Consider the following 23861-nt stretch of genomic DNA (forward strand, 5'->3'; position numbering starts at 1 on the left):
GCCAGGCAATCGTTCGGGTGTCCTAGCATTTCTGCACATGACCTTCGCGAAGTCGGAACGCGCCGCGTTGTGTGACCTCTTCGACGAGGCCGGCCCGGACGCGCCGACGCTCTGCGAGGGATGGTCCACCCACGACCTGGCGGCCCATCTCTGGATCCGGGAGACCGACCCGCTCGGCGCCCCCGGCATGTTGGCCAAGCCGCTGGCCGGGCTGACCGAACGGCGGATGGCCGAGACCAAGCACCGGTGGGAGTACGGCGAGCTGGTGGACCGGCTCCGGCACGGCCCGGCCCGGTTCTCCGTGTTCGCGCTGCCCGGGGTCGACGACGCCGCGAACACGACCGAGTTCTTCATCCACCACGAGGACGTACGGCGAGCCGGCGCGGTCCCGCAGCCGCACCGGGACCTGGACGCCGAGGTCGAGGAGTGGATGTGGCGCCGGCTCAAGCTGCTCGGCCGGGCCTTCTTCCGCCGGGCTCCGCTCGGTGTGGTGCTGGAACGGGCCGGGTCGGTCGGCGACGACGGCGACCCGGAGGCGATCCGGGCCAGCACCGGCGCCTCGATCGTCACCGTTGTCGGCGTACCGAGCGAGCTGATGCTGTTCGCCAACGGCCGGACCGCGACCGCCGAGGTGAAGCTGGTCGGCGAGCCGGGCGCGATCGACCTGCTCAACTCCACCGACCTGAGCGTCTGACCGTGGAGCTGCGGACGCGGCCGCTGAGCGCCGACGACCTGCCGGCCTGGGTCGAGCTGCTGGCGGCCTGCGCACTGGTCCACCGGACCGGCGAGCACTACGCGGTGGAGGATCTGGCCGAGGATCTCGAGACGCCCGGCCTCGACCTCGACCGGGACACGCTGGCGGTGATCGGCGACGGTCGGCTGGCCGGTTTCGCGACGCTCGCCGTACGGGAGACGACGGAGCCGGTGTTCCGGATCGGACTGGACGCCGCGGTCCACCCGGAACTGCGCGGGCGCGGCATCGGAACGACGCTGCTCACCTGGGCGATCCGTACCGCCGAGGCGCGGCATGCGGCGGACGGGACCGAGCTTCCGCTGAACCTGCGCACCGGGCTGCCCGAGCTCGACCTGTACGGCGAGCGACTGCTGGCGCGGCACGGCTCCGCTGCGGTCCGCTGGTTCACCGAGCTGACCTGGGACCTGGCCGAGAACCCGCCGGGACCGGGGCCCGAGCCGGACGGGCTGACCCTGCGGACGTACCGGGACGAGGACGAGGAGCCGCTCCGGCTGCTCCGCAACGCCGCCTTCGCCGACCACTGGGGCGCCGGCCAGTGGACCCTCGAGCAGTGGCGGCACTACAAGACGCGCAGCCGCAGTTTCCGGCCGGACCTGACCTGGCTCGCCGTCGCGGCCGACGGGACTCCGGTCGGGCTGGCGCTGACCCAGTATTTCGAGGCCGACACGGCGGCGACCGGTGAGCGGGACGCCTGGATCGACACCGTCGGCACGGCCGCGAGCCACCGCAAGCGCGGCGTCGCGTCGGCCCTGATCCGCCGGGTCGCCCGGACGGCCGCCGACCTCGGTTTCCGGACCGCGTCGCTCGGCGTCGATACGGCCAGCCCGACCGGCGCCGACTCGCTGTACCGCTCGCTGGGCTTCGAGCCGCTCCGCGGCTTCGTCAGCTACGACCGCTGAGTCTCGACCCTGGCGCCCGGCAGGAGCCGTTGCAGGCGGCGCTCGATCTCGGGCAGCAGGCTCCGGCTCGGCGACACGAACAGGTCGAGCGTGACGACCCGGCCGGACCCGCTCTTGCGGTCCCGCCAGGTGCCGATCACCTCGCCGCCGCGTAGCACCACCCCGGGGTTGCGAACCGCGCGCCAGACCTGGGATCGCCGGGCCGGGTCGGCGACCAGGAATTTCCGCTCCGCCACCTCCAGGTACGGGTCGTACGGCGGCACCACGCTGATCTCGGGTTCGGCCGGCTCGGGCAGCGCGGCGAGGTCGCCGGCGAGCAGCCAGCAGCGCAGGCCGTCCAGCCGGACCGGCTCCAGCTCGTCGGCCAGTAGGTCCCACCAGGCGCGGGCGGCCGCCGTGCCGAGGCCGAGCCAGGTGCCGAACGCCGCCGGGGTCGCGGGACCGGCCAGGTGCAGGTAGCGGCGCAGCAGTTCGCGCCGGGCCTCGGTCGGCTCGACCACCTCGACCACGCTGTCGTACGGGTGCAGCCGGAAGGATCCGGCCGGCTCCGGGACGACGACCAGCCGGGCCTGCAGGGTGGCCTGCCGGAACAGGCCGTCATTCACATGGTGGGCCTTGCAGCTCGCGCACCACGGCGAGAGGTCCGGGTCGAGCCGGGCCGTCACCGCGCCGCTCAGCTCGCCCTTCGTCCGCGGCTCGCCGTCGCCCGTGATCTTGCTCATCGCGGCGGCGACCTGGGCGACGGCGGCCGCCGGGTCCGGCACCGCCAGGTCGCCGAAGTTGCCCCGGGCGGCCTCGCCGGATCCCTGCCAGCGCAGGGCGGCGATCAGCAGCGGCAGGTCGGCCCGCCGGTGCAGGTGGACCGCACTCCGTACCGAATAGGCGCGGATCAGGCCGTCCTCGGCATCGCCCGTGGGCTCGGTCCGGGCGCGCAACGCCAGCGCCGCCGTGCCGCCGACCGGGTTGTCCCGCACCCCGACTCCGAGGACCGTGCAGTCGGCCGGAGCGGCCGCCGGCCCGGTGAGCTGGTGGGCGCGGCGCCGATGGGCCAGCAGGCGGCTCCGGTCCGGCTCGGTGCTGATCATGAACCCACGCTACGGGCCGATCCCGACAGTCGGGCGCTCGTACGACAAGGCTGTGGTGCTGTTTGGCCGTTCGGTGGAGACTGGCCCGATGATGTTGCCCCGCCGCCGCTTTCTTGGACTCGCGGCCGCGGCCGGCGTCGCCGGTTGCTCGCAGCCGGGACCCGTGGAGCCATCCCCCAGCCCGGCCCCGTCCTCACCCGGCCCGTCGCCCCTGGTCGGGTCGAGGAGCCCGTCCGCGACACCGAGTCCGACCCCGACCGCGACCGAGCTCGGTGAGCCGCAGGCCACCGACCTGATCACCGGGCTCACCTCGCCGTGGGGGCTGATCCCGCTCCAGGACGGCAGCTTCCTGGTGTCCGAGCGGGACACCCGGGAGATCAAGCGGATCGTCGGCAAGGAGGCCGAGGTCGTGGCCACCGTGGCCGAGGCCGAGCCCAATGTCGAGGGCGGGTTGCTCGGGATCGCCGCCAGCGCCGACGAGCGCGTCATCTTCGCCTACTTCACCACCGGTACCGACAACCGGGTGGCCCGGTTCAGCTGGAACGGCAACCAGCTGGGCCAACCCGACGTGATCCTGCAGGGCATTCCGCACGGCGCCCGGCACGATGGCGGCCGGCTCCGCGTAGGCCCCGACGATCTGCTGTACGTCAGCACCGGCGAGACCGGCGATCCCGACCTGGCCCAGGATCGCGACTCGCTGGCCGGGAAGATCCTCCGGATCCGGCTCGACGGTACGCCGGCGCCGGGCAACCCGTTCGACAGCGAGGTGTACAGCTACGGCCACCGCAACGTCCAGGGACTCGCCTTCGACCCCCAGGGCAGGCTCTGGGCCAGCGAGTTCGGCGACCAGACCTGGGACGAGCTGAACCTGATCGAGGCCGGCGGCAACTACGGCTGGCCGCTGGTCGAGGGCGAGGGCGGCGGCACCGATCTGATCGATCCGCAGGCGGTCTGGTCCACCTCGGACGCGTCGCCGTCCGGGCTGACGTACTGGAAGGGATCGCTCTATCTCGCCGCCCTGCGCGGCGAACGGCTCTGGGAGATCCCGCTGAACGGCGACCGGGCCGGCGAGCCGATCGCCCACTTCACCGAGACGTACGGCCGGCTCCGTTCGGTCGAGGTCGCCGCCGACGGCGAGTCGCTGCTGATGCTCACCAACAACACCGACGGCCGGACCCAGCCGCGGGACGGGGACGACCGGCTGCTGCGGATCACGCGGTGACTGCGAGGATGAGCCGGTGACTTCGCGAACTCGGGCCCGGCTGTTCACCGTGGTCGGCGTGCTGGCCCTCGTCATCGGCCTGGTCTGGATCGGTCAGGGGGCGAACCTGATCGGCGGCAGCTCGATGACCGGCCAGTCGATGTGGTTGATCATCGGACTCGTGGTCGCGGCCGGCGGCGCGGTGCTGTTGATCTTGGCGGCCCGTGCCGGGCGGGACCCGAACGGTCCGCCCGGGCAGCACTGATGGCCGAGCAACGGATCGACGTCCTCCGGGTCGAGCGACGACACTGGACGCCGCTGATCATCGTGCTGCTGGTCGCCGGCGTCGGCCTCGGCGTCCTGGGCTTCCTGGTTCAGCCGGGCGTCTCCCTGTTCACCCTGGTCGCGATCACGTCGATCGTCGCGTCACTGACGATCTACGTAGGCGAGGCCAAGCCGACCCCGGTGATCACCGCCGGCCCGGGCGGCATCGCGCAGGGCCACCAGGCCTTCATCCCCTGGGAACGCGTGCGGACGTTGTTGATCAAGGAGGTCGACGAGTCCGACGGCTCGGGAACGTACCTGACCCTGCTCGGCGAACCCTTCGCTGCGGACGACCCGGTGCCGGCCGACGGCGACCCGAGGGTGACCGCGGAGTTCCGGTTGCCGGACCTGATCGGCAACTTCCCGGTCGAGCAGCTCGCCAACCCACTCCGCCGATTCCGCCCCGACCTCGACGTGATCGACCTGCGCCCGCGGCCCTGACCCACCATCCTGTCGCCAGAACTCTTCAGCTCGACCGCTGGAGCCGATTCCAACGTTGAATCATCCGAGTTGAAGAGCTTTCGCGACACCGGACACCCCGGCGCTCCCCGCATCGACCGAGCTAAGCGTCCCGATCGACACCACGGTTCGCCACCCGCAACGCGCGTTGCTCCACGCCGTTCGGCTTCCGCAAACCCGGGCCGCGATCCCCCAGGCCGACAACCGCAGATCCAGCGCGCATCAACTCGACCCGGCCGACTCTCACACCGGCCCCACTCCCGCTCGACCAGGCTCGGCGTTCCCGTAAACCCGGCTCGGAAGACCCGTGCCCTTCAGCCGCGACCGTTCCACCCATCCGCGACCACTGCAACAGTCGCCGATGCGAGTAACGGTCGCGGATCCGATCAAGGAAGCCACAGGGAGGCAGCGGCTAGGGAGGGCACGCCCGCCCGCGGCTCAGCGCCGCGCGCCAGCCTCCCCGCCCAACCCGCCGCGCCGACCGAACACCCGGCCCCGAGCAGCCGCGACCGTTCCACTCATCCGCGACCGATGCAACAGTCGCGGACGCGATTAACGGTCGCGCCTGCGAAGTGGAGCGGGCAGCGCGGCGGCTACTGGCCCGGCAGTGCGGTGGTGCCGGTTCAGCCGAGCTTTTCCAAGATCAACTCGCGGACTCGGCCGGCGTCGGCCTGGCCGCGCATCTCCTTCATCACTGCACCGATCAGGGCACCGGCGGCCTGCACCTTGCCGGACTTGATCTTGTCGGCGACGTCCGGGTTGGCCTGGATCGCGGCGTCGACGGCGGCGCCGAGGGCGCCCTCGTCGGACACCACGGCGAGGCCGCGGGCCTTGACCACCTCGGCCGGCGACCCCTCACCGGCGAAGACGCCGTCGAAGACCTGCCGGGCCAGCTTGTCGTTGATCGTCCTGTCGTCGACCAGGGCCTGGATCTCGGCCACCTGCTCCGGGCTGATGCCCGCGTCGGCGAGCTCGACGCCGGTCTCGTTGGCTCGCCGGGCGACCTCGCTGAGCCACCACTTCCGGGCCGCCTGCGGCGTCGTGCCGGCCGCGACCGTACGGTCGATCAGGTCCACCGCACCGGCCGCGACGACGTCGCGCAGTTCCAGGTCGGTGAAGCCCCACTCGGCGCTGACCCGCTTCAGCCGGGCGGTCGGCGGCTCGGGCAGGGTGGCACGGAGCTCCTCCACCCAGGCGGCGTCAGGGGCGACCGGGACCAGATCCGGCTCGGGGAAGTAGCGGTAGTCCTCCGCCGTCTCCTTGCTCCGGCCCGGCGTGGTCTCGCCGGTGTCCTCGTGCCAGTGCCGGGTCTCCTGCTTGATCGTCCCGCCATCGGTCAGCACGGCGGCCTGCCGGGTGATCTCGTACCGGATCGAACGTTCGACGCTGCGCAGCGAGTTCACGTTCTTGGTCTCGGTCCGGGTCCCGAACTCGGCGTCCGGGGACGGCCGCAGGGAGACGTTGGCGTCGCAGCGGAGCGAGCCCTGCTCCATCCGGACGTCGGACACGTCGAGCGCCCGGAGCAGGTCGCGCAGCATGGTGACGTACGCGCGCGCCACCTCGGGCGCCTTCGCGCCGGTCCCCTCGATCGGCTTGGTGACGATCTCGATCAAGGGCACGCCGGACCGGTTGTAGTCCAGCAGCGAGTAGTCGGCGCCGTGGATCCGGCCGGTGGCGCCGCCGACGTGCAGCGACTTCCCGGTGTCCTCCTCCATGTGCGCCCGCTCGATGTCGATCCGGTACGTCTCGCCGTCGACCTCCACCTCGGTCCAGCCGTCGAACGCGATCGGCTCGTCGTACTGGGAGATCTGGTAGTTCTTCGGCATGTCCGGGTAGAAGTAGTTCTTCCGGGCGAACCGGCACCACGGCGCAATCGAGCAGTTCAGCGCCAGCCCGATCCGGATGGCCGACTCGACGGCCCGTGCGTTGACCACCGGCAGCGAGCCCGGCAGGCCGAGACAGGTCGGGCAGGTCTGCGTGTTGGGCGGCGCACCGAACTCGGTCGAGCAGCCGCAGAACATCTTCGAGGCGGTGTTCAGCTCGACGTGCACCTCGAGCCCCAGTACGGGGTCGAAGGCGGCGAGTGCCTCTTCGTACGGCAGGACGGTCATCGTGCCGCCACCTCCAGTTCCGGAATCCGGTCGAGCAACGGGCCGCCCCAGTCCTTGATCAACGAGCGCTCGAGGGCGGCGCCGACGCGGTACAGCCGATCGTCGGCCAGCGGCGGTGCCATCACCTGCAGGCCGACCGGCAGCCCGTCCTCGGGCGCCAGCCCGATCGGGAACGAGGCGCTGGCGTTGCCGGCCAGGCTGGACGGGATGGTGCACAGATCGTTCGCGTACATGGCGAGCGGGTCGTCGACCTTCTCGCCGATCTTGAACGCGGTCACCGGAGTGGCCGGCGAGACCAGCGCGTCGACCTTCTGGAACGCGGCGTCGAAGTCGCGGATGATCATGGTCCGGACCTTCTGCGCCTGGCCGTAGTAGGCGTCGTAGTACCCGGCCGAGAGGGCGTAGGTGCCGATGATGATCCGGCGCTTCACCTCCGGGCCGAAGCCGGCCTCGCGGGTCGCCGCCATCACCTGCTCGGCCGAGTGCGCGCCGTCGTCGCCGACCCGCAGCCCGAACCGCATCGCGTCGAACTTGGCCAGGTTGGAGCTGCACTCGCTGGGCAGGATCAGGTAGTAGGCGGCGAGGCCGTACTGGAAGTGCGGGCAGGACACCTCGACGATCTCCGCACCAAGATCAGCAAGCTTCGCGACCGCCTCGTCGAACCGCTGCATGACGCCCGGTGCGTAACCCTCGCCGCGCAGGTCGGTGATCACGCCGATCTTCATGCCCTTGACGTCGCCGGACCGGGCCGCCTCGACGACCGGCGGGACCGGCGCGTCGATCGAGGTGGAGTCGCGCGGGTCGTACCCGGCGATCACCTGGTGCAGCAGGGCCGCGTCCTCGACGTTGCGGGCACACGGGCCGGGCTGGTCAAGGCTGGATGCCAGCGCGACCAGGCCGTACCGGGAACTGGCGCCGTAGGTCGGCTTGATGCCCACCGTCCCGGTCACCGAGGCCGGCTGCCGGATCGAGCCGCCGGTGTCGGTGCCGATCGCCAGCGGAGCCTCGTACGCGGCGAGGGCCGCCGCCGATCCGCCACCGGAGCCGCCGGGGATCCGGTCCAGGTCCCACGGGTTGCGGGTCGGGCCGTAGGCCGAGTTCTCGGTCGACGAACCCATCGCGAACTCGTCCATGTTGGTCTTGCCGAGGATCACCACGTCGGCGTCCAGCAGCCGCTGGGTGATCGTCGCGTTGTACGGCGGCAGCCAGCCCTCGAGCACCTTGGACCCGCAGGTGGTCGGCGCGCCGACATAGGTGAGCACGTCCTTCAGGGCCAGCGGGACACCGGCCAGCGGACCGACCGGCTCGCCGGCCGCGACCTTGGCGTCGACCGCGGCAGCTTGCTGCAGCGCCCGCTCGCCGTCGACGTGCAGGAACGCGCCGACCCGCTCGTCGACGGCAGCCACCCGGTCCAGATGGGCCTGGGCGACCTCGACCGCGCTGACCTCCTGGGCCGCAATCTTGCCGGCCAATTCCGCCGCGGTGGCGGTGATCAGGTCGCTCATCACGCCTCCTCGTCGAGAATCCGGGGCACCCGGAACCGGTCCTGCTCGGCGGCCGGGGCACCGGCCAGCACCTGGTCGACCGGAAGCGAATCCCGCACCTCGTCGGCCCGGAACACGTTGGTCAGCGGCAGTGCGTGCGAGGTCGGCGGTACGTCCTCGGCGGCGACCTCGGACACCCGCGCCACGGACTCCAAGATCACGTCAAGCTGCGGAGCCAGCTGCTGCTGCTCGTCCGGGGTCAGGTCGATCCTGGCCAGCCGGGCCAGGGCGGCAACGTCGTCGGCGGTCAGTGCCACGTCTCTCCTCGTCGGGTGGTGCTTCGAGTTTCGGCCCAATCCTAGGGACGCGCCGCCGAAACGTTGAACCGGCGCCCCGAACGGCGTGCAGCGGCGCGGGACACGATCCTCACCGACGGGACTCGAGGTTGAGGCCGACGCTAGGTTGGGCGGCATGAAGCGGATCTTGTCGTTGCTCGTCGCCGGGGTCGCGACGCTGTCCTTCGCCGGCTGCGCCGAGGCCGGAATCTCCGCCAACGATGCGTACGCGATCGGCTGCCCGGCGGTCGACTCGGCCGCCGCGACCGGTTCGGTGGCCAACAAGGCGACCCTGGCCGGGCTGCGCGCACTGCGCGACGCCAAGCAGCTCGACGCCGACGGCCAGGCCTGGGTCGAGGCGACGATCACGCTGCTGGAGAATCCCAAGGAGGTGCCGGCCGAGGCCCGGAAGTTGATCATCGACGGCTGCGCGGAAAACGGTCACCCGATCAGCAACCTCGGCTGACCCGCCCGGTAGTCTCTCCGCGGACCACGCCGGACGAACTGGGCGACGTCCAGGAAGGCGGTCTCGGAGTGCACAGCACCACTTTGCGATGGTCCTTGGCGATCTTCGGTCTGGTCAGCTTCGGCGGCGCCTGGCTGGTCTGCATCCCGCTCTGGGAGAACGGCGGCGGCATCACCTCGCCGCTGCTCGGTGCGACCGCCTCGGCGATGATGTTCACCCCGACGCTGGCGGTGTTGATCACCTGGCTGGTGACCCGGCCACGCGGCCAGCGGAGCCTGCGTGAACTGGCCTGGACCGCCGGCCTCAGCTTCGGCCCGAGCCGGCGCCGGACCTTGGCCGTGAGCGCGGCCGTCTGGATCGGCATTCCGTTGTTCGTGGTGGTCACCACCCTGATCTGCGCCCTGTTCGGCCTGTACCGCCTCGACCTGGAGACCTTCTCGCTGCTCGGCGACGAGTACCGGATGAAGACCGGGAAGGCACCGAACCCGCAGGCGATGTTGATCACGTCGATCGGAGCGGTCGCCCTCACCCCGCTGCTCAACGCGCTGCCGTCCTTCGGCGAGGAGGTCGGCTGGCGCGGCTGGCTGTTCCCGAACCTGCTCCGGTACGGACCCTGGGCGGCGATCCTGATCACCGGCGTGGTGTGGGGCGCCTGGCACGCACCGCTGACGCTGCTCGGCTACAACTACGCGATGCTCGGGCCCTGGTCGGCGCTGATGTTCATCCCGTTCTGCATCGCCTTCGGCGCCGTACTGGCCTGGACCCGCTGGTTCACCGGGAGCGTCTGGCCGGCCGTGGTCGGCCACGGCGTGTTCAACGGGTCGACCGGCCTGGTGCTGCTGCTCGGCGCCTCCGGCCAGCAGGTCAACTTCGCCCTGGTCGGGCCGATCAGCGTCGTCGGCATCGTCCTGTTCGCGATCATCGCCGCGTTGCTCTTCGCGGTCACCCGAACCGGCCCCGAGGATGATCAACCGGCCGAGCCGGTGCAGACCACCGACTCCGCCTCCTGAGAAGGTTCGGCGCACTAGCCGGACCAGGCGAACCGGCCTGGTGCAGATCCGAGGCGCAGGAGGATAGCCCGGTGACCATGATCGAAGAGGCACTTCCGCACGTGGCTGATGATCTTGACGACCTTGGTGCGCCTTGGGCGCTGGTCGGAGGTCTCGCCGTATGCGCCCGGGCGGTGCCGCGACCCACCGCGGATATCGATGTGGCCATCGCGGTGCCCGACGACGCGACGGCGCAGGCTCAGGTCGACGCCTTGCTCGCGGCCGGCTACCGGTGGAGGGAGTCGGTCGTGCACGACGAGACCGGTCGTCTTGCGACCGTAAGGCTGGAATCGACCGCCGTTCGCGAGGGTGTGGCTCTCGACCTGTTCTTCGCGAGTTCCGGCGTCGAGGACGAGGTGGTGGGGGCAGCGGAGCCCTTGGAGGTTCTGCCAGGCCTCACGATCTCCGTCGCTCGCCTCGGGCACCTGATCGCGGTCAAGTTCCTCTGGCGGCCAAGCGAGAAGAGAGACCGCGACCTACGTACCTTGATCGAGCGGGCGGACGCCGAGGATCTGGAGGACGCCCGTCGCCTCATCGGCTCGATCACCCAGCGCGGCTACCACCGTGGACGAGATCTCCGGGCGGCCCTGGAAAGCCGACTGGGCACTGCCTGAAAGGCCACGCGAACCCGCAATCTCCGCGGCCTACTGCTACCAGCCGACTTCGTCGCAGCCGCGATGTTCACGCGGCTCGACCTGCAGGGTGGCGTGCGCGACGCCGTGCCGTTCCCGGAGCAGGGCGCGGGCCCGGTCGAGCACCGCGTGCGGATCCGCCGACTCGGCGGTGACCAGGTGGGCGGTGGCCACGTTCATGCCCGAGGTGAGTGTCCACAGATGCAGGTCGTGCACGTCGCCGACGCCGTCGATGGCAGCAAGATCACCGGCGACCTCCCCCGCATCCATTCCCTCCGGTACGTGCTGGCCGAGCACCGCGAACACCTGCCGGCCCAGCATCACGGCGCGGACCGCGACGAAGATCCCGATCGCGATGGCGATCACCGTGTCCCAGAGCGGGCTGCCGGTCACCATGATCAGGATCCCGGCCGCGATCACGCCGACCGAGCCGGCGGTGTCGGCCAGCACCTCGAGGTACGCACCGCGGACGTTCAGGCTCTCGGCCGATCCGTCCCGCAGCAGCATCAGGGCGATCAGGTTGATCACCAGGCCGATCCCGCCGACCACCAGCATCGGCCCGGTCTGGATCGGCGTAGCCTCGCCGATCCGGGTGATCGCCTCCACGGTGACGTACACCGAGAGACCGAGCATGATCACCACGGCCAGCAGCGAGGCGAACACCTCCGCCCGGTACGAGCCGTAACTGCGCCGCCCCGTCCGGTCGGGCCGGGTCGCGATCCGAGTCGCGACCAGCGCGGCGCCGAGCGTGACCACGTCCGCCGCCATGTGACCGGCATCGGACAGCAGGGCCAGCGAACCGGACAGCAGGCCCGCGACCAGTTCGACGACGAAGAACGTCGCGATCAGGACGAACGACACCGCCAGCCGCCACCGGTGCCGACCGCCCGCGTGCCCGTGATCATGTCCGTGTCCCATCTCAGTGCTCCCGTTCCGGGTGAATGGCCTCGGTGTGCTCGCTGTGCGCGATGGCGACGTCGAGCAGCATCCGTACGTGAGCGTCGGCGAGCCGGTAGTACGCCAGCCGACCCGCCCGCCGGGCCGTCACCACCCGGTGCGCCCGGAGCAGCCGCAGCGCGTGCGACGCCGCCGACTCGCTCTGCCCGGTGACCGCGGCCAGATCGGAGACGCACAGTTCGCCGTCGAGCAGCGCAATCAGCAGCCGCAGCCGGCTCGGGTCCGACAACAGCCCGAAGATCTCGGCGGTGTCCGCAATGTCCTCCGCCTCCGGCATCCGCTCCCGCACCTCCGCGACATGAGCCTCGTCCACCAGATGCACACCTGAAGACTTGTTCATATGTCGAACCCTACCCCAAACCCACGCCGACCACCGATTCCGCCGACCGGGCACAAAAGCAGGCGTTCTGGCGGCGTGTCGCTGCGCAGGTGCCCAGTCGACGGGAGGTGGGGCGGTCCGAGGTGCGGGCCATGCGGGGCAACTCACGAGGGACGACTCAGAGGTCAGGTCACGAGGGGCTGGGACCGTCGGGAGATGCGGACCCTGTCAGGAGATGCCGAGCCCATCACGAGACGCCGAACCTGTCATGAGATGCGCCAGGTAAGAGAAGCGGGACCAGACACGAGAAGCGGACCACTCACGGGGTGCAGGGCGACGACGGGCGCCGTCGTCGGGTTGGCCCGCATCCGGCAGCCAGGAGTCGGCGCTCCGCTGGACCCGGCCTCCCCCACCGCCTCTGCGAAGGCTCGCCGCCCACTGCCACAGCCGCGACCTCTCCTCGCATCCGCGACCGATGCATCAGTCGCGGACGAGAGCAACAGTCGCGGACACCGCCAACCCGGGAGGCCCCGCCACGGCGGCAACTGCGACCGCGCCTCCATCCAGCGCCTGTGACAACGGTCGCGAAGGGTGCGGGGACCCAGGGCCAACCACCGGAACCCGGCGCCCGGATCCACGGGCCGAGGTTTTGCCCCCAGGATCGGGATCGCCCATCCCGTCCCATCGGGTCGACCGACAGGTCCCGGGGTGAGCGATCCGGCCTACGATGTTGATCATTGCGCTGCCCCGGCCGGACCGGGAGGGTGCGTCGCCGTACCGCCAACTCCATCGAACCGCAGAGGACCCGACCGATGAAGATCACCTCCGTCGAGACGTTCGTGATCACCAACCGCCGCATCCTGCTCAAGATCAGTACCGACACCGGGCACTACGGCTGGGGTGAGCCGACGCTCGAGGGCTGGGCCCGCCCGATCGAGGCGATCGTCGAGCAGATGGCCAACTATCTGGTCGGACAGGATCCGCGCCGGATCACCCACCACTGGCAGGTACTGGCCCGGGGCGGCTTCTACCGGGGCGGGCCGCTGTTCGGCTCCGCGCTGGCCGGGATCGACCAGGCACTCTGGGATCTAAAGGGCCGGGCCCTCGGGGTGCCGATCCACGAACTGCTCGGCGGCGCCGTCCGGTCCAAGATCAGGATCTACGCGCACGCCGGTGGTCGGTCCGGTCACACCGGCAGCCCGGAGCGGGCCCGCATGCTGGTCGAGGCCGGCTACACGATGATCAAGGTGGCGCCGGACGGCCAGGTCGGGTTCGTCGACAATGCCGACTACCTGGACCGGTTCGTCGCCGACGTCACCGAACTGAGGGAAGCGATCGGCGGCTCGGTCGATTTCGGGATCGACCTGCACGGCCGGTTCTCGGTCCCGATGTCGCGCCGGGCGCTGCCGCTGATCGAGCACCTGGCACCCGCGTTCGTCGAGGAACCGCTCCGGCCCGAGCATTCGGAGCTGATCGGTTCGGTCGTGGACAGCACGTCGATCCCGATCGCGACCGGTGAACGGCTCTACACCCGGACCGAGTTTCGCGCCGTGCTGGAGGCCGGCGTCGCGGTGGTCCAGCCGGACCTCTCGCACGCCGGCGGGATCTCCGAATCCTTCCGGATCGCCACCCAGGCGGAGATCTACGACGCGCAGCTGGCGCCGCACTGCCCGCTGGGCCCGGTCGCCCTGGCCGCCTGCCTGCAGGTCGACGCCGCGGTGCCGAACTTCCTGGCCCAGGAGACCGTGATCGAACTCCATGATCAACAACCCGGCCGCGGGCTGGAGCTACTGACCAACCCGGAGGTGCTCGCCCCGGTCGACGGCTACCTGCCGGTGCTCACCGGCCCCGGCCTCGGCATCGAGCTCGACGAGGACGTGATCCGTTCCCAGGTCGCCACCGAACCGCTGGCGCCGGGCTCGCCGACCTGGTTCTACCCGGCCGACGACAGCTTCGCCGAGTGGTGAGTTCCACGGCCACCCCTCCGTACGCCGCCGGTCACCACTTCCGCTGACTCGGCAGTCGTGCAGCGACACGCCGTCAAAAGGGCTGCTTTTGTGCCCGGTCGGCGGGGTCTTTGGGGGTGTGGGACGGGTTAGAGGGGGCGGAGGACGAAGCCGGTCTTGAGCTTGGGGGTGAAGAAGGTCGACTTCGGGGGCATCAGCAGGTGCTCGCGGGCGGTGCGCTCGATCTCCGCGACGGAGACCGGGCGGATCAGGACTCCTGCCTCGGCCCGACCGTCCTGGACCGCTGCGGTCACCTCGGCCAGCCCGTGCTGGTACGTCACCTCGTGCGGCACGTCGGCCAGTGCCGCCTCCAGCCAGGCGCCGTCCAGTGCCCGTACGTCCTCGAAGGCACCGGGCAGCGGGTCCAGTCGCCAGGCCGCGTCCCGGGCGACCAGCACCAGGTAGCCGTCGGACTCCATCGCGGCCAGGGTCTCCGGGGTCGGCGCCCCGATCTCGGCGGTACGGAAGCGCCGGCTCAACGCGGCCAGCAGGTCGGCGGCGGCGATCCCCTGGTAGAGCCGGTGGATCGCGGCGACGCTGAGCTGGTCGGCCACCAGCTCGCCCACGTACGCCAGCGTCTGCTCGGCCGCCGTGTCGGTACGCCCCGTCGCCGTCCGTACCTCGTCGCGATAGATCCGGCTCACCCCGTAACGGTGGTGCCCGTCGGCGATCAGCACGTCGTCGGAGCCGACCAGGTCGGCGATCGCGGCCACCCGGGCCGGGTCGGCGACCCGCTCCACGACGTGCTCCACGCCCTCGTCGATCACCCGGCCGACCGGCTCGCCGGGCTCGGCCAGCAGAGCGGTCAGGCCGGAGGCGAGCGCGAGGCCCCAGACCGGGGACAGGTTGGCCCGGGTGGCCCGGGTCAGGTCGAGCCGGTCGGTGGACGCCTTCGGCGTGGTCCGCTCGTGCGGCAGCACCCCACCGGCGCCCTCGTCGACGACCTCGAGGCCGCCGATCACGCCGGCCAGATCGCGCGGCACGCCCGCGGCGTCGGTGAACCGGAGCCGATAGATGGTGAACGTCGGCACGGCATCGGCGACCAGGGTGCCATCGGCCTGCCACTCCTCCAGCAGCCGGCCGGACCGGTCGTAGCCGTCGGGCCCGGTCGGCACGTCCAGGTGCACGATGTTGTGCTCCGAACGCCGCCGAAAGGCCTCGGCATCGGCCTCCGAGAGCACGTCGTACGGCGGCGCGACGAGCGCGTCCAGGGCGTCGGTGGCGGCGTAGCGCAGGGCCGCGAAGGGCACGAATCCGGGCACCGCCCCAGCCTGCCAGACGGGACCGAAACACCACGGTAATCGTGCGTAGTCCATGATGGTGTGCGTGTTCCTGATGCGCGTGTCCCTGCCCGACCGACCCGGTTCGCTGGGTGCCGTCGCGTCGGCGCTGGGCACGGTCGGCGCCGACATCAATGCCGTGGAGATCGTCGAGAAGACCAGTGACGTGGTCATCGACGACTTCATCGTCGACCTGCCGAACGGGCAACTGCCGGAGATCCTGGTGACCGCCTGCGAGGTGCTGGACGGGGTCCGGGTGGAGTGGATCTCCCGCTACCCGGAGGGCGGCGGGCTGCAGTCCGACCTCGAGGCACTGGAGCGGATGACCGCCGACCCGAAGCAGGCCGCCGAGACGCTGGCGTCGATGTGCCCGGTGGTGTTCCGCTCGCACTGGGCCACGCTGCTGGACGTCGCCGCCGACCCGCCGCGGGCCGTCTACTCGACCACGCTGGCCCCGGACTTCGGCGACCGGCCGCCGGATTCGCTGGCGCCGTTCACCGAGACCCGCCGGATCGATCTGCCGGCCGACTGGCTGCCCGGCTGGGGCGAGTCGACGGTCGTGCTCACCCCGGTCGCGGACGATCGGGTGATCATCATCGGCCGCCTCGGCGGGCCGCCGTTCCTGGATTCGGAGATCGCCCGGCTGAATCACCTGGCCGCTCTCGTCAAATAGTCCCGGTTCCGGCGCTACCGTACGCTTCGTGCTCCTCGGCTGGCCGGAACTCCTCGCGCTGCTGACCTCGCTCGCGTTCGGGGTCGTCTCGGCCATCGTCCCGATCGCCAACGCCGAGGCGTACGTGATCGCCTCGCAGGTGGCCGCGGTCGCCGGCCCGATCCCGGTCGCGGTCGGCGTCGGCCTCGGCCAGTCGGCCGGCAAGCTGCTGCTGTTCGTCGCCGTACGGCGCGGTCGCGACTTCTGGTTCGTCCGCCGCCATCACCGGCCGGAGCGTCCGGTGGGGCCGGTCCGGACCAGGATCCGGGCGTTCCTGGCCCGGCTGCTCGAGCTGGTCGGCACCAACCACTGGGGGCTGCCGATCGTCGCACTGGCGGCGGTGATCGGAATTCCGCCGCTCTACGCTGTCGCCCTGGTCGCCGGGGCCAGCCGGATGCGCGCGCTCTGGTTCTGGCTGGTCGTCGCCACCGGCCGGGTGACCCGGTTCGTCCTGGTCGCGCTGGGCGTGGCCTGGCTACCGTTCTGGTGATCATGACCGACGACGATCCGGTACGAGAGCCCTGGCGGCTCCGCGACGCCGCCCAGCTGGCCGCGCTGCGGCGGGCCCGGGACCTGGTGGACCGCTACTACGCGGAACCGCTGAACCTGGACGACCTGGCCGCGGCGGCCGGCTACTCCCGGTTCCATTTCGCCCGGGCCTTCCGCGCGGCGTACGGCGAGACCCCGGCCCGCTATCTCACCCGGCGCCGGATCGAACGCGCCGCCGAGCTGCTCCGCTGGGTGAACCTCACCGTGACCGAGGTGTGCCACCTGGTCGGTTTCAGCAGCCTCGGCTCGTTCAGCAGCGCCTTCTCGGAGTTCGTCGGATCTTCTCCGGCCCGTTTCCAAGCCGACGCCCACCGGACCGGTCGACCGCCCATTCCGGGCTGCTACGTGCTCATGTACGGGCGGCCGCAGCGCAGAGCAAGCTCGGAGAAGCCCGGACCCGGGTCGGCTCAGTAGCGTCGGGCACAACCCGAGAGGAGCACCATGATCACGAAACTGGGTGTCGCGAGCATCTACGTCACCGACTACGACCAGGCCAAGGAATTCTTCGTCGACAAGCTCGGCTTCACCGAGCGGTTCGACGTCAAGCTGGAGAACGGCTACCGCTGGTGCACCGTGGCGCCGCCCGGAGCACCCGATTTCCAGCTCAACCTGACCGTGCCCGGGGCGCCGATGCACGACGAGGAGACGACCGCCGCGATCCGGATGCTGCTGGCCAAGGGCGCGTTGAGCGGTGGCGCCTGGAACACCGACGACTGCCGGGCCACCCACCGGGCGTACACCGCCCGCGGCGTCGAATTCCTGCAGGAACCGCAGGACCGCCCGTACGGCGTCGAGGCGGTGTTCCGGGACCCGTTCGGCAACTGGTACAGCCTCAACGAGACGAACGACATCGCCGGCGACAGCGATGAGATCAGCCGGCACTACGAGCCGGGTGACAGCACCGATTGACCTGCTCCCCTGTGAACCCGCCACGGCGCGGATCCGCGAGAAAGCGGATTCGCGCCGTTTCGCTGTCCACGTAGCGAAACGACGACCGCGCACGGTCGCTGCGATTTCGCATCGATCCGGTGTCGCCGTTGACAAACATCAGATCATTTGCCCATGATGAGCCCAGCCACCGCAGGCTTGCTGGGAGGAATGACCTGGTTCATCGGATGCATCGTCGCTCACCGAACGAAGCGACGGCCCAACCACAGACACAGATCCCTCCACCGACCTCGAGGGACGCGAGCCGTCGACCGAAATCAATCAGGACGCAGGAGGGGGAAATCCGATGAGTGTCCTCGCGACCCGCCGGCCCAGGGAACGCATTCAGTCGCGACGGATCAAGGAGCCCAAGTCCGACCACGCGTTCCTGATCATCAACTACGGGGTGCTGGCGCTGTTCTGCCTCACCGTGCTCTACCCGTTGATCTTCGTACTGAGCGCGTCGGTCAGCTCGGCGACGGCGATCAACTCGGGCCAGGTCGTGCTCTGGCCGGTCGGCTTCAACGTGGACGCGTACGTCGACATCTTCCGCTCCCCAGAACTGTTCGGTGGTCTGCTGAACTCGCTGTTCTACGCTGTCGCCGGCGCCCTGATCGGCACCGCGATCACGATCTTGGCGGCGTATCCCTTGTCCCGCGAGGATCTGCCGTTCCGCCGGCCGCTGACGTTCTTCTTCCTGATCCCCACGATGTTCAGCGCCGGGATCATCCCGAACTACATCGTGGTCCGGCAGCTCGGGCTGCTGGACACCCGGTGGGCGATCATCCTCCCGGGCGCGATGGCGATCTTCAACATGATCGTCACCCGCACCTTCTACCAGATCAACATCCCGAAGGAACTGCTCGAAGCCTCTCGGGTCGACGGCGCCAGCGACTTCCGGTTCTTCTTCCGGGTGGCGCTGCCGCTGAGCAAGCCGATCATCGCGGTGAACCTCTTGTTCTACGGCGTGACCCAGTGGAACAGCTGGTTCAGCGCGTTCCTCTACCTGACCAACTCCGATCTCTATCCATTGCAGTTGGTGTTGCGCAACATCCTGGCCAAGAGCGCACCGGACCCGGCCCAGCTGTCCGGCGTGGATGTCCAGGAGCTGATCCGGAACCGGGAGCTGTTCGACAAGCTCAAGTACGCGGTGATCGTGGTCGCCATGCTGCCGCCGCTGATCATCTATCCGTTCGTCCAGAAGCACTTCGTCAAGGGTGCCCTCATCGGATCGCTGAAGTGAGGCCGCGATGACCGCAACGACGACCCCCACCACCCGGGCGGCCTCGAGCCAGGAACGGACCGAGAAGCCGAAGACCAAGCTGTCGCTCCGGCTCCGCCGGTCCTGGCAGCTGTACGTCCTGCTGATCCCGCCGACGATCTATGCGCTGGTGTTCCTCTGGTGGCCGTTGTACGGCCTGCAGATGGCGTTCAAGAACTTCAGCGTGGTCAAGGGCATCGAAGGCAGCCCGTGGGTCGGGCTGAAATACATCGAGCAGTTCGTCACCTCGTACCAGTTCTGGCCGATCCTCGGCAACACGTTGATCTTGAACTTCTACCAGCTGATCGCCTTGTTCCCGCTGCCGGTGATCTTGGCCCTGCTGGTGAACACGGTGCGCAGCGTCAAGTACCAGCGGGTCGTGCAGATGATCACGTACGCACCGCACTTCATCTCCACCGTCGTCGTGGTCGGCATCATCATCATGCTGTTCGACCCGTCCGGCGGTGTGGTCAACCAGGCCATCGCGACCTTCGGCGGCCAGCCGGTCGACTTCCTCAGCTCGGGCGCGTTCCGGCACACCTACGTCTGGTCCGACGCCTGGCAGACACTCGGCTTCTCGGCGATCATCTACCTCGCCGCACTGACCGGGGTCGACCCGGAGCTGCACGAGGCGGCCAAGGTGGACGGGGCCAACCTGCTCCGACGGATCTGGCACATCGATCTGCCGGCCGTCGTGCCGGTCATGATCACCTTGCTGATCCTCAACATGGGCAACATGCTCAACACCGGATTCGAGAAGGTGCTGCTGATGCAGAACCCCTTGAACCAGTCGGTCTCGGAGGTGATCGACACCTATTCGTACCGGATCGGTTTCGCGACCATTCCGCAGTTCTCGTACGCGACCGCGATCGGACTGTTCAAGTCCGTGATCGGCGTGATCTTGCTCGTCCTCGCCAACTGGCTCGCCCGACGGGTCGCGAAGCAGAGCCTCTTCTAGTCCGTCCGCACATCGTCAACACAGGGGTGTCGATCATGCAATCCAAGGAATTCAAGCCACTTCAGCTGGATCGGCGCGCGTTCGTCCGAGCCGCCGGGATCGGCGCCGCCGGGCTCGCCGTGCCGGGGGCGCTGGCCGCCTGCTCCACCGAGGGCAGCGGACCGGAGAAGCCCGGCGGGATCGAGAACGTCGAGCAGAAGCAGCTCGGCGCCGACACGCCAGGAGTCGTCTACCCGGACGGCTACGTCGGGCCGAAGGCCAGCCAGAAGGAGCCGTTCTCCGACGGCTCAAAGACGTTCAAGGTGGTAGTCCAGGTCGACGCCGAGGACGTCGGCGACTGGTCCACCAACAAGTTCTCCGCCTGGTTGGAGAAGCGGACCGGGGTCAAGATCGAGTACGTCCAGGTGCTGGTCACCGGAAGCGACGGCTCGGTCGATATGACCAAGATCAACGCCATGCTCGCCTCGAACGAGCTGCCGGACGCGTTCCTCAACATCCCGTTCACCAGTGATCAGGTTTCGCTGTACGGCCAGCAGGGGCTGTTCGTGGCGCTGCAGGACTACATCGAGACCTACGCGCCCGAGGCCCGCCGGATGCGCGATGAGTATCCGGACTTCCCTGCGCTGAACCTGGCCCAGGACGGCAACACGTACTGGTTCCGCGGGATCAACGACTGCTTCCACTGCCGGGTGTCCCCCGGCCGGGCCTTCGTCAACCAGAAGTACCTCGACGCCGTCGGCGCCAAGATCCCGACGACGACCGAAGAGCTCCGGACGGTGCTGAAGGCGTTGAAGGACAACGACCCGTCGCCGGGCAAGAACATCATCCCGTTCGGCGCCTCGCTGACCAACCCGCTCGACCGGTTCGTCATGAACGCGTTCCTCTACAACCCCGGCGGCGACCGCAACGGCGGCTGGCTGCGGCTGAACGAGGGCAAGGTCGAGTTCGTCGCGGACAAGCCGGAGTGGCGCGAGGGCCTGCGCTTCCTGCGCACCCTGTTCGACGACGGCACCCTGCCGAAGACGTCCTTCACGATGCCCCAGGAAGCGCTGCTCAAGGCGGGCAACACGGGCCGGTTCGGCGTCATGCGCGGCTACTGGTGGGGCTCCTTCATGGACCTCGAGTACAAGGAGGACGCGCTCTGGCATGACTACGTCCCGGTGCCGCCGCTGAAGGGACCGGGCGGCGTCCAGTACGCGGCCTGGGACCACTACGGCTACGCGGCCGGCAACCTCGTGATCACCAGCAAGTGCAGCAACCCGGAGTTGCTGGTCCAGTGGGCCGACGCCCAGATGGAGCTGGAGGCGGTCATGGGCGGCTACGGCGGCATCAAGGACGACAACTGGGGCTGGGCCAAGGAGGGCGACGAGGCGATCAACGGCAAGCAGGCCACCTGGTACTCCGTCGAGTTCCCGGCGCCGCAGGGCACCTCGTGGGACCAGCACTCGGTGATGTACCGCTCGAACGACTTCCGGCTCGGCCAGTGGGTGGACCCGAAGCAGCCGACGTTCGAGAAGGACCTCTACGAGGCGAGCCTGGTCTACGAGCCGCACCAGCAGCCGAAGGACTTCCAGCTGCCGCCGCTGCTGTTCGACGAGTCCAGCGCCGCGCAGAAGGCCGAGACGGCGGCCGCGATCGAGCTGGCCGTCAAGGAGGCCCTGGCCAAGTTCAGCACCGGTGAGCTGGACGTCAACGACGACGCCGCCTGGGACACGTACGTGAAGAAGTTCGAGACGATGGGGATGCCCGCCTACCTCGAGCTCTACCAGCAGGCGTACGACAACCGCCCGAAGTAAGCCGATCCGTCCCTGACCGGCGGCCTGGGGCCGAAGGCTATTCGCCCTCGCGGCGACCGAGCCCGAAGCCCAGGTCGCCGGTCATCACGTAGTAGACGTACCAACCCAGCAGGAAGCAGGCCAGCATCGCGCCGAACAGGGCGAGGCTGACCCAGATCCGCATCCGCTTCTTCGACTTCGTGCTGGGTACCTTCTCCGGCCCCCACTCGCCGACACTCGGCTGCACCCGGGGCGGAGCCTGTCCGTTGAGGTTCAGGTTGGAGAAGATCTTCGGCACGACGCCACTCTAGCCAACGGTGGTTCGGAAGAGGCCGGCACGCCGGGAACCCTGATGTTGCGTCTGGCGGGGTCGCCAGACATCTGCACAACCAGACTCCGCATCCTTCAGCGACGAATCCACCGCCAGTCTCGAGCACGGTGATCTTGACGCCGTTGGGCGCGAAGGACACGAACTCGTTCGACCTGACATTGCCGCGATCATCCACCGGACACTTCCCGGACCGCCCGCCGGGATTCTCGCCGTCACCGCTTGTAGGCCTCGCGGGCACCGTGCCGAGCCTGCTTCGCCGTGAAGCCCTCGAACTCCAACTGCTCGGCCAACTCCGACTCAGAGAACGCCGAATACTCCATGTAGTTGATCGCCTTCTTGACGGCCTGCTCCATCCAGTCAACGGTCACGTGCTCCGCTGCCCACTCGGCGTCCGAGTTGCTGAACCCCTCATACTCCAGCTGCTCGATCAAGCCCTTCTTGCTGAACGCTGAGTAGTCGAGGTACGACTCGGCCTGTCGTAGTGCCTGCTCCTGCCCCTGCGTCGCGTCGGGCTTCTCGGTGTCCTCGGGTTCCTCGGTCTCCCTGGGTTCCTCGGTCTCCTTCGGCTCCTCGGTCTCCCTGGGTTCCTCGGTCTCCTTCGGCTCCTCGGTCTCCTTCGGCTCCTCGGGGTCAGCCGTCACCGTCACGGTCACGGTCGGCGCCGGGGCCGGCTTCCCGCCCTTCGCCGCCTCGGTCATGGTGACTGTGGGCGCCGGAACGGCCGCCGTGCTGCCACCGCCACGGGCCATCGCTCCGGAGCACGACCCGACGACCAGCGCCGACGCAATCGCGATCGTCAGCGCGAGCCACCCGAACCGCTTACTTTTCGGCGGGGCGGGCTGCTCGTGTTGCGGGAACTGTTGTGCGGTTGACATCTTTGTCCTCTCAGAATGTGGTGTTGATCATGATCACCACGCGTAGCGGTCGGCAGGTTCAAACATGTGAAGCAGAAGACGAATGAACACTGGCCATCAAGAAATCGGCCCGGATCGACCTACGCCGCGAGGTCCCGGAGTCAGCGATACGGTTGCACCGGCCTCGATCTTGGTCGGTATGCAGTCGGCAATCGGACTGGCCGACAGCGCGAACCTGAACTCGCCGACGGCTTTGGCCGGTCCGCAAAGGAGGGCACGCCCGGGGATCGACGTCAACATCCGTCTCCCACGAACACGCAAGAGGTGATCGGAATGAGACTATTCATGATCGTCTTCCCGGGCCGGCCGAAGCGGGTTCAGATCCGCGCGGGCTGCCAGCACCAAGGCGAACAACACGAATCCCAGATAGATCAGTTCGGCCATGACGCGTCCTCGCGACGCTCAATCAGCAGTCGGTCGAGCTTCTCGTTCAGCGCTGAGATCTCCGCCCGAAGTTCAATGGTCTGCTTGTGATCCGTCAGGGTGATCTTCTCCACCAACCAGGAAGCCAGAGTTGCCGTTACGACACCCAGCAGCGTTATTCCGCCGATCATGATTGCAGCCGCGGCCAAGCGTCCCGTGCCCGTCGTCGGATACCGGTCGCCGTAACCGACTGTGGACATGGTTGTGAGTGCCCACCACATCGCGTCCGCGAATGTGGTGATGTTGGCATCGACGCTCTCCCGTTCAGCGTCCAGGACTGCCAGCGCCCCACAGAACGCCATCAACGCCGACCCACCGGCGACATACAACCCGACGCGACCACGCAGACCAGTGGATGCCCTGCGGTTGAGGATCTCCAGAAGTGAAACCAGCCGGAGAAGACGGAGCGGACGGAGCAGCGGCAGCACGATGATCAACAAGTCGTACCAATGCTTGGCCGCATAGCGCTTCCAATCGTCGGCCAGGATCAATCGAGCGAGGTAGTCGACAGCGAAAAGTGTCCAGGTTCCCCACGTGACCCACTGGAACAGCTCAAAGGCGAATGGCCCGATCTCTGGGTCGATGATCGGCACCGCGTACGCGATGAGAAACGCCATCGCGGCGATCGTCAACGGCCATTCCGTGATCCG

26 protein-coding genes are annotated in these 23861 nt (G+C 69.1%); 16 read left to right on the forward strand and 10 right to left on the reverse strand.

All coding sequences use genetic code 11. The features are described 5' to 3' along the window. Window positions 1-37: 37 nt before the first annotated feature. Both ACFQU4_RS31735 and ACFQU4_RS31740 read left to right on the forward strand, forming a co-directional pair. Window positions 38-694, forward strand: coding sequence for a TIGR03085 family metal-binding protein (locus tag ACFQU4_RS31735; RefSeq protein WP_377499898.1), 657 nt, complete (start codon window positions 38-40; stop codon window positions 692-694). A 2-nt stretch (window positions 695-696) separates the two neighbouring features. Beyond that, window positions 697-1653, forward strand: a complete 957-nt coding sequence (locus tag ACFQU4_RS31740; protein ID WP_377499900.1) for a GNAT family N-acetyltransferase — start codon at window positions 697-699, stop codon at window positions 1651-1653. On the opposite strand, the gene ACFQU4_RS31745 is transcribed toward ACFQU4_RS31740, so the two are convergent. Further along, window positions 1641-2738 (reverse strand): winged helix DNA-binding domain-containing protein, encoded by a 1098-nt coding sequence (locus tag ACFQU4_RS31745; RefSeq protein WP_377499902.1) that lies wholly within the window; start codon window positions 2736-2738, stop codon window positions 1641-1643. The two genes, ACFQU4_RS31740 and ACFQU4_RS31745, sit on opposite strands and share 13 nt — an antisense overlap. A gap of 88 nt (window positions 2739-2826) precedes the next feature. Between ACFQU4_RS31745 and ACFQU4_RS31750 the strand changes: the two genes are divergently transcribed. Genes ACFQU4_RS31750 through ACFQU4_RS31760 form a run of 3 tightly spaced genes read left to right on the forward strand, consistent with a single transcriptional unit; the run spans window position 2827 to window position 4704 of the window. Next, window positions 2827-3960 (forward strand): PQQ-dependent sugar dehydrogenase, encoded by a 1134-nt coding sequence (locus ACFQU4_RS31750; RefSeq protein WP_377499904.1) that lies wholly within the window; start codon window positions 2827-2829, stop codon window positions 3958-3960. 16 nt (window positions 3961-3976) lie between these two features. After that, window positions 3977-4204 carry a hypothetical protein gene (locus ACFQU4_RS31755; protein ID WP_377499906.1) on the forward strand — a complete coding sequence of 76 codons (228 nt, stop codon included), beginning with the start codon at window positions 3977-3979 and terminating at the stop codon, window positions 4202-4204. Continuing rightward, window positions 4204-4704: a hypothetical protein gene (locus tag ACFQU4_RS31760; RefSeq protein WP_377499908.1), complete on the forward strand. Its 501-nt coding sequence runs from the start codon at window positions 4204-4206 to the stop codon at window positions 4702-4704. Before ACFQU4_RS31755 ends, ACFQU4_RS31760 begins: the two co-directional genes overlap by 1 nt. A gap of 641 nt (window positions 4705-5345) precedes the next feature. On the opposite strand, the gene gatB is transcribed toward ACFQU4_RS31760, so the two are convergent. The 3 genes from gatB to gatC are packed head-to-tail and all read right to left on the reverse strand — an operon-like array spanning window position 5346 to window position 8634. Beyond that, window positions 5346-6833, reverse strand: a complete 1488-nt coding sequence (gatB, locus tag ACFQU4_RS31765; RefSeq protein WP_377499910.1) for an Asp-tRNA(Asn)/Glu-tRNA(Gln) amidotransferase subunit GatB — start codon at window positions 6831-6833, stop codon at window positions 5346-5348. Next, window positions 6830-8338, reverse strand: coding sequence for an Asp-tRNA(Asn)/Glu-tRNA(Gln) amidotransferase subunit GatA (gene gatA, locus ACFQU4_RS31770; protein ID WP_377499912.1), 1509 nt, complete (start codon window positions 8336-8338; stop codon window positions 6830-6832). Before gatA ends, gatB begins: the two co-directional genes overlap by 4 nt. Continuing rightward, window positions 8338-8634: an Asp-tRNA(Asn)/Glu-tRNA(Gln) amidotransferase subunit GatC gene (gene gatC / locus ACFQU4_RS31775; protein ID WP_377499914.1), complete on the reverse strand. Its 297-nt coding sequence runs from the start codon at window positions 8632-8634 to the stop codon at window positions 8338-8340. Before gatC ends, gatA begins: the two co-directional genes overlap by 1 nt. A 154-nt stretch (window positions 8635-8788) precedes the next feature. On the opposite strand from gatC, the gene ACFQU4_RS31780 reads away from it, so the two are divergent. The 3 genes from ACFQU4_RS31780 (at window position 8789) to ACFQU4_RS31790 (ending at window position 10781) form a co-directional block, all read left to right on the forward strand. Further along, entirely contained in the window at window positions 8789-9118 is a 330-nt protein-coding gene (locus tag ACFQU4_RS31780) for a hypothetical protein (protein WP_377499916.1), read from the forward strand. A gap of 95 nt (window positions 9119-9213) precedes the next feature. Continuing rightward, on the forward strand, window positions 9214-10128 hold the full coding sequence (locus ACFQU4_RS31785; RefSeq protein ID WP_377499918.1) for a CPBP family intramembrane glutamic endopeptidase: 915 nt from the start codon (window positions 9214-9216) through the stop codon (window positions 10126-10128). A gap of 71 nt (window positions 10129-10199) precedes the next feature. Next, window positions 10200-10781: a hypothetical protein gene (locus ACFQU4_RS31790; RefSeq protein WP_377499920.1), complete on the forward strand. Its 582-nt coding sequence runs from the start codon at window positions 10200-10202 to the stop codon at window positions 10779-10781. A gap of 36 nt (window positions 10782-10817) precedes the next feature. Here ACFQU4_RS31790 and ACFQU4_RS31795 read toward each other — a convergent pair whose 3' ends face one another. Beyond that, window positions 10818-11717, reverse strand: a complete 900-nt coding sequence (locus tag ACFQU4_RS31795) for a cation diffusion facilitator family transporter (protein WP_377499922.1) — start codon at window positions 11715-11717, stop codon at window positions 10818-10820. Window position 11718: 1 nt separating this feature from the next. Beyond that, a complete protein-coding gene (locus tag ACFQU4_RS31800) occupies window positions 11719-12096 on the reverse strand; it encodes an ArsR/SmtB family transcription factor (RefSeq protein ID WP_377499924.1) in 378 nt (125 codons plus the stop codon). 743 nt (window positions 12097-12839) lie between these two features. On the opposite strand from ACFQU4_RS31800, the gene dgoD reads away from it, so the two are divergent. After that, the gene (gene dgoD / locus ACFQU4_RS31805) at window positions 12840-14042 is read left to right on the forward strand and encodes a galactonate dehydratase (protein WP_377499927.1); all 1203 of its coding nucleotides are present in this window, start codon (window positions 12840-12842) and stop codon (window positions 14040-14042) included. A 128-nt stretch (window positions 14043-14170) separates the two neighbouring features. Here the strand turns inward: dgoD and ACFQU4_RS31810 are convergent, their stop codons facing one another. After that, window positions 14171-15343: a DUF1015 family protein gene (locus ACFQU4_RS31810; RefSeq protein WP_377499929.1), complete on the reverse strand. Its 1173-nt coding sequence runs from the start codon at window positions 15341-15343 to the stop codon at window positions 14171-14173. Between the two features lie 73 nt (window positions 15344-15416). On the opposite strand from ACFQU4_RS31810, the gene ACFQU4_RS31815 reads away from it, so the two are divergent. From ACFQU4_RS31815 to ACFQU4_RS31845, 7 genes are all read left to right on the forward strand, one after another. Next, on the forward strand, window positions 15417-16034 hold the full coding sequence (locus tag ACFQU4_RS31815; protein WP_377500018.1) for an amino acid-binding protein: 618 nt from the start codon (window positions 15417-15419) through the stop codon (window positions 16032-16034). A 28-nt stretch (window positions 16035-16062) separates the two neighbouring features. Further along, complete coding sequence (locus ACFQU4_RS31820; RefSeq protein WP_377499931.1) at window positions 16063-16563, forward strand: hypothetical protein; 501 nt, start codon at window positions 16063-16065, stop codon at window positions 16561-16563. A 2-nt stretch (window positions 16564-16565) separates the two neighbouring features. After that, on the forward strand, window positions 16566-17036 hold the full coding sequence (locus ACFQU4_RS31825; RefSeq protein WP_377500020.1) for a helix-turn-helix transcriptional regulator: 471 nt from the start codon (window positions 16566-16568) through the stop codon (window positions 17034-17036). Window positions 17037-17063: 27 nt separating this feature from the next. After that, window positions 17064-17531: a VOC family protein gene (locus tag ACFQU4_RS31830; RefSeq protein ID WP_377499933.1), complete on the forward strand. Its 468-nt coding sequence runs from the start codon at window positions 17064-17066 to the stop codon at window positions 17529-17531. Window positions 17532-17856: 325 nt separating this feature from the next. Next, on the forward strand, window positions 17857-18792 hold the full coding sequence (locus ACFQU4_RS31835) for a carbohydrate ABC transporter permease (protein ID WP_377499935.1): 936 nt from the start codon (window positions 17857-17859) through the stop codon (window positions 18790-18792). Between the two features lie 7 nt (window positions 18793-18799). Then, window positions 18800-19768 carry an ABC transporter permease gene (locus tag ACFQU4_RS31840; RefSeq protein WP_377499937.1) on the forward strand — a complete coding sequence of 323 codons (969 nt, stop codon included), beginning with the start codon at window positions 18800-18802 and terminating at the stop codon, window positions 19766-19768. A 35-nt stretch (window positions 19769-19803) separates the two neighbouring features. Continuing rightward, window positions 19804-21564, forward strand: coding sequence for a hypothetical protein (locus ACFQU4_RS31845; RefSeq protein WP_377499939.1), 1761 nt, complete (start codon window positions 19804-19806; stop codon window positions 21562-21564). Between the two features lie 37 nt (window positions 21565-21601). On the opposite strand, the gene ACFQU4_RS31850 is transcribed toward ACFQU4_RS31845, so the two are convergent. From ACFQU4_RS31850 to ACFQU4_RS31860, 3 genes are all read right to left on the reverse strand, one after another. Then, window positions 21602-21841, reverse strand: a complete 240-nt coding sequence (locus ACFQU4_RS31850; RefSeq protein WP_377499941.1) for a hypothetical protein — start codon at window positions 21839-21841, stop codon at window positions 21602-21604. Window positions 21842-22086: 245 nt separating this feature from the next. After that, window positions 22087-22749, reverse strand: coding sequence for an Ltp family lipoprotein (locus tag ACFQU4_RS31855; RefSeq protein ID WP_377499943.1), 663 nt, complete (start codon window positions 22747-22749; stop codon window positions 22087-22089). Between the two features lie 410 nt (window positions 22750-23159). After that, window positions 23160-23843: a potassium channel family protein gene (locus tag ACFQU4_RS31860; RefSeq protein WP_377499945.1), complete on the reverse strand. Its 684-nt coding sequence runs from the start codon at window positions 23841-23843 to the stop codon at window positions 23160-23162. Window positions 23844-23861 lie beyond the last annotated feature (18 nt).

Origin of the sequence: Microlunatus sp. GCM10028923 (assembly GCF_042666975.1) — a bacterium.
Taxonomy (GTDB): domain Bacteria; phylum Actinomycetota; class Actinomycetes; order Propionibacteriales; family Propionibacteriaceae; genus Microlunatus.